Source organism: Portibacter marinus (assembly GCF_021533195.1).
GTDB lineage: Bacteria > Bacteroidota > Bacteroidia > Chitinophagales > Saprospiraceae > Portibacter > Portibacter marinus.
Genome location: NZ_JAJNKB010000026.1, coordinates 1 through 4894 on the forward strand (window position 1 = coordinate 1; position 4894 = coordinate 4894).

9 protein-coding genes are annotated in these 4894 nt (G+C 33.8%); all 9 read left to right on the forward strand.

Annotated features, from left to right (window positions below):
* Window positions 1-243 precede the first annotated feature (243 nt).
* The 9 genes from L2567_RS20455 (at window position 244) to L2567_RS20495 (ending at window position 4802) form a co-directional block, all read left to right on the forward strand.
* Complete coding sequence (locus L2567_RS20455) at window positions 244-498, forward strand: hypothetical protein (protein WP_235299724.1); 255 nt, start codon at window positions 244-246, stop codon at window positions 496-498.
* Between the two features lie 202 nt (window positions 499-700).
* Window positions 701-1093 (forward strand): hypothetical protein, encoded by a 393-nt coding sequence (locus tag L2567_RS20460; protein WP_235299725.1) that lies wholly within the window; start codon window positions 701-703, stop codon window positions 1091-1093.
* 145 nt (window positions 1094-1238) lie between these two features.
* Entirely contained in the window at window positions 1239-1559 is a 321-nt protein-coding gene (locus L2567_RS20465) for a nucleotidyltransferase family protein (protein WP_235299726.1), read from the forward strand.
* Window positions 1531-1863 (forward strand): HepT-like ribonuclease domain-containing protein, encoded by a 333-nt coding sequence (locus tag L2567_RS20470; protein WP_235299727.1) that lies wholly within the window; start codon window positions 1531-1533, stop codon window positions 1861-1863. Before L2567_RS20465 ends, L2567_RS20470 begins: the two co-directional genes overlap by 29 nt.
* 90 nt (window positions 1864-1953) lie before the next feature.
* Window positions 1954-2319 carry an immunity protein Imm33 domain-containing protein gene (locus L2567_RS20475; protein WP_235299728.1) on the forward strand — a complete coding sequence of 122 codons (366 nt, stop codon included), beginning with the start codon at window positions 1954-1956 and terminating at the stop codon, window positions 2317-2319.
* Between the two features lie 24 nt (window positions 2320-2343).
* On the forward strand, window positions 2344-2529 hold the full coding sequence (locus L2567_RS20480) for a type II toxin-antitoxin system HicA family toxin (RefSeq protein WP_235299729.1): 186 nt from the start codon (window positions 2344-2346) through the stop codon (window positions 2527-2529).
* A gap of 2 nt (window positions 2530-2531) precedes the next feature.
* Window positions 2532-2927 carry a type II toxin-antitoxin system HicB family antitoxin gene (locus L2567_RS20485; RefSeq protein ID WP_235299730.1) on the forward strand — a complete coding sequence of 132 codons (396 nt, stop codon included), beginning with the start codon at window positions 2532-2534 and terminating at the stop codon, window positions 2925-2927.
* A gap of 100 nt (window positions 2928-3027) precedes the next feature.
* Window positions 3028-3906: a hypothetical protein gene (locus tag L2567_RS20490; RefSeq protein WP_235299731.1), complete on the forward strand. Its 879-nt coding sequence runs from the start codon at window positions 3028-3030 to the stop codon at window positions 3904-3906.
* Between the two features lie 200 nt (window positions 3907-4106).
* Window positions 4107-4802, forward strand: a complete 696-nt coding sequence (locus L2567_RS20495) for a DUF2059 domain-containing protein (protein WP_235299732.1) — start codon at window positions 4107-4109, stop codon at window positions 4800-4802.
* Window positions 4803-4894: the final 92 nt, after the last annotated feature.

Sequence of the window (4894 nt, forward strand, 5' to 3'; positions counted from 1 at the left end):
GAGGCTTCTGACCTTGCCATTCTTACATGGAGTCAGCTCGTTTCCTTTCCATCCAACCTTTGAAGAGGTCTTTCATCTCAATTACAACATGCTCCATCTATTTCCATTAACCACTTTTGATTAACTTTATACCCGATGGAACTTCAGGGCACACCACTACCACTAACAGGTGGCGATGATGTAAGAGCTCCTAACGTCGCTCCTCCACATGCCACAAAACCGTTATAGAGCATACATTGTAACATGAATACACAACTGAAAAGATATTGGCTGTCTGTTGTTGGTTTAGAAATATCCTCCAACATTGGAATAACTGCTTTTTCAGAAGAAGATGTAGAAAACATTTTGAGTGCTCAATTCAGTGAAGTATTAAAAATTAATTCAATTATAATTATTGAAAGCTTAGATGAGCTCGACCAGAACCATGTGATTCCAAATATGGAAGAACCAATATGCCGAGGAATCTGGTTTCCTAAAGGATATAGATCAACAAAATGAATCTAGAAGGAACTATATACAGAAATGAAATAATTGAGGATAGAGAAACTTTTGATCTTCTTCCACTGGAAATCAAAGATATGTTACTCAAATTCAATGGACTTGTAGCATTAAATGGCGGAATTCAAATAAGAGGCTGTGTGAAAAATCCAATTTGCCTTTCTTTAAATGACATTTGGAAAGGAAATCTAATCTTTATAGTGTGTATGAAGATATTACAATGGAAGATATCCCAATTGCTCAAGATGCATTTGGAGATCAATATATCTACAGAAATGGAAGTATTTATAGATTGAATTTAGAATCAGGAGAATTAGAAAATTTAAATGCGACTTTGACTCAATTTCTAGAGAATATTGAGATGAATGGAATTGAGTATTTATCACTTCAACAAATTTTCGAACTTAGAGAGTTGGGAGTAAAACTAGGATTATGTGAAATGATGAATGTATATCCGCCATTTATATTAAGTTGCGAAGGAAAAAGAAGCTATAAACCAATACCTTCACAAGAGCAAATAGCTTTCTTAAAAGATTTTTATAATCAGATTAAGAATGTCAAAGACGGAACGGTGATTACAATTGAATTAAAATAAAGGGTACGCTCTATAACAAGCTTTAACTCATCATGGCTGCTATCGCGACGCCACGACGGTTACAGCTAAACCGTTCTCCTCCATTTAGGCCTAAAAACACCAATAGAAACTGAAATAACAGATAAATCGTTAATTTAGTATGAGTATGAAAATTATCAACGAAAATATTGACAAGATCACCGAGCTCTGTCAACAACATAATGTATCTCAACTTTATGTTTTTGGATCGATACTGACACCCAATTTCTCATCAACGAGTGACATTGATCTAATTGTAAAAATAGAAGGAGCTGACCCAATACAATATACTGAAGACTATTTCAACCTCAAATATGGTTTAGAAAATCTACTGAAGCGATCAATTGATTTACTAGAAGATAAATCAATTTCCAATCAAACCTTCAAAAACTACATTGATTCACAAAAAATCAAACTTTATGATCGACAAAGTGAAAGTGTGGCTTGAAGACATTGAAAAGTCAATCATTGAAATAGAAGAATTCTTACCAACTCCCCGAGATTTTAGAAAATTCCAAAAAGATCTTAAAACAAAAAGAGCAGTAGAGAGAAATATTGAGATTATTGGTGAAGCAATGAATCGGATAGTAAGAGAATATCCAACAATTCCAATCAGCCAAACTAGAAAAATCATAGACACAAGAAATCGCATTATTCATGGATATGATTCGGTATCGGAAGAAATACTATGGGCAATATGTCTGAAGGATTTGCCAAGATTGAAGGAAGAGATACAAAGAATTAGAAAATGAAAACGGAGGAGAACACGCTGCGAAGAAGTCATGCCTGCTAACGCGACGGCACGCCTCTTACAGCTATGACGTTCTGCGGAATTAAAAAAAATGAAAATCAGAAAGCAAGAAACAATTTGTGAATGGCAAGAAGTTCAACCGATGACACCTGAAAGTGGATCAGTAGTTGGTTTAGCTGTTGCAACATTTGAAAACTATAAGTCAACCATCATTCATGGTTTAAGACACAAACCAAGTAGCAATAGCAATGGTTGGTATTTATGGAAAGGAGAATATAAGGAAAAGGATGAATTCTTTCAACCAATATGCTATGAGCATCTTAGTGATTACATATCTGAGGATATCATTCAATACTTAGATTTACCAACAGGCTATAGATTTTTAGTTGATGAACCCAACTATGAAGATGTATGGTTTGACCAAGATTTATTAAATACACAATATTTTGCTTTTTAGTAGCATATTTGCTACTTTTGTATTATGACAGCCAAACAGGCAGAAAAACTAGTCACCGCAAAAGGTTGGTATTTTGTAAGGCAAAATGGAAGTCACAGAATATACAAACATGATGAGATTCATGGTATTGTAGCAATACCTTTTCATGGCAAAAAAGATTTAGCAAAAGGAACATTAAACTCGATCCTTAAAAAAGCACAAGTAAAATAGATATGAAAACCTTAAACGCAATAATAGAGAGAAGTGAAGATTGCTTTTACGCATATGTGAAACAGCTAGATGGTTGTGTAGCTGGAGGATCAACCTATGCAGAAGTCAAACAGAATTTGGAAGAAATGATAAACATATTTATTGCAGAAGATCCGAAACTCAAACAAACATTTTCTGAAGGTTTCAACCTAATATTTGAGGTGAGTCTTGATTCTGTATTCGAATTATTACCAGAGATAAACATAAGCCAACTTGCTATTCTCGGCAAACTAAATCCTGGATTATTGAGACAGTATGTTTCAGGCAGCAAGAAAGCATCGGAGGCACAAGCCAAACGGGTTATGCAAGCCATCGACAAACTGGTAAATAAACTAAATTCGATATCTTTATCAGCATAAGCAAAAGGGAACTCCGCAGAACAGTATGCATGAGTGAATATTTCGCTATCGCTCATACTCACCATGCACTTGGCCGTTACAGGTCATAAAAAGTTAAAATATGGGACATTGGGGTCCAGCAATATTTTCAAATGATATAAGTGCAGATATTAAAGATGAATTCAATTCACTATTTAATAAAGAAATTCCTATTCCTGAAATCAAAAAGCAAATTATTGAAAATTATCAAGAAGGTAAATCTTTAGAAGAGAACACTGATTTATGGTTGTCTTTGAGCTACCTAATGTGGCAAATTGGTTACAATGACTCTGAATTAACTGAACAAGCTATTAAGATAATCGATGAAGGAATTGATCTTAAAGTCTGGGAAGAGCTGAATGCAGATAAATCAACGCTCAATAGAAGAAGACAAAAACTGATAGAACTAAAGAGCAAAATACTTCAACCAAATCCCAAACCAAAAAAACCCAAACTAAAAAAAGCTCCCAAATCAATAATTAAGAAAGGTGAATGTTTCGCTTTTCAACTTAATAATGGAAATTATACCGCAGTGCTCGTTTTGGAAGAGATTCTCAATCTTGATTATTACTTTGTATTGATAGCACAAACAAATCTATCTTTGGAATCGAAGCCAACGATCGAAGACGTTATGAATTCAAATATATTAATAGAGCAACCTCATCAAGGAACAAATAGTAATCATAGGCTATCAATTAGTAGTTATTCCAATACTAAATATAAAGATGTCATTAAAACATTTGAAAAAATCGGCGAAGTACAAATCTCCAAAGATTTCTCAAGTAACTATCTTGATTTTGGAGCAACACCTTGGTGTTGGATTCCCTTAAAGGCCAATGAATACTTGGTTGAAGGAAAAGAGTCACCGAAAGTAAAATTGAAAACATCAAACTACATCAAATCCGAATCACAAAGTAAAAAGAGGTCAATTTGGAATATCTTTAATCGAAATATAGAATGAGGTACGACCTGTAACACGCTTTAACACATCATGGCTGCTATCGCGACGCCACGATGGTTACAGCTATCACGTTATGTGTAACTAATGACAAGCAATCACTTAATAATAAAATGATGAGAATTTTATACTTCACGTTTTTCCTAATACTTTCAAATTATTTGCACAGTCAGAGTTCAGTTAAACTTGAATTAATCAAGCAATTGATCAATATAAATAAGACACACGAGACTATGCTTTCAATTTTCGATAATATAGTTCAACAACAAAAGGACAATCAATCATATGATCCTGAATTTTGGACTCTTTTCAACAAGAAAATAAAAGAAGGAGGAATTGAAGAGCTAAGCAATCAATTAATACCGATCTATGATAAATATTTTACAGAGAAACAATTGATAAAAATTATCCAATTTTACGAATCTGACATTGGAAAACATGTTCTTTCAACAAAGAACCAGATCCTTGAAGAGTCCATGAAAGTTGGTGAAGAATGGGGAGCAGATATGGGACAAGAAATTTTAGCAGAAATTGAATCTTTGAATGATTCCCTAATGCAAATAGAGCAATATGGATGTGAAAAATTTAGAAATGGAAAATTTAAAATGATGCTGCAAGATAGCACACCAATCTTTTTTGAAAGAAATGATAGTGTTCAAACTGAGTTTTACGGTGAAACGGAGTATATTTTTAATATTGAGTGGACTGGTCCTTGCCGTTATGAAATGAAAGATAGTGAATCAAATGGTGACAATAATCTTGATATAATTGTCAATATTTACAAGATTGAAGGGGATAAATATCATTATATAGCAAGAGGTAGAAATAATAAGCTGTATGATAAATCAGACATTACAAAAATTGAATATCGAGTAGGTAAAGGGGACTCTCACCCCTAAACCTCTCACAGAACCGTACGTGAACCTCTCAGCTCATACGGCTCTTCATGCTCATTCTTTCGAATCGAATACGCCACTAAACTCATTCCTTC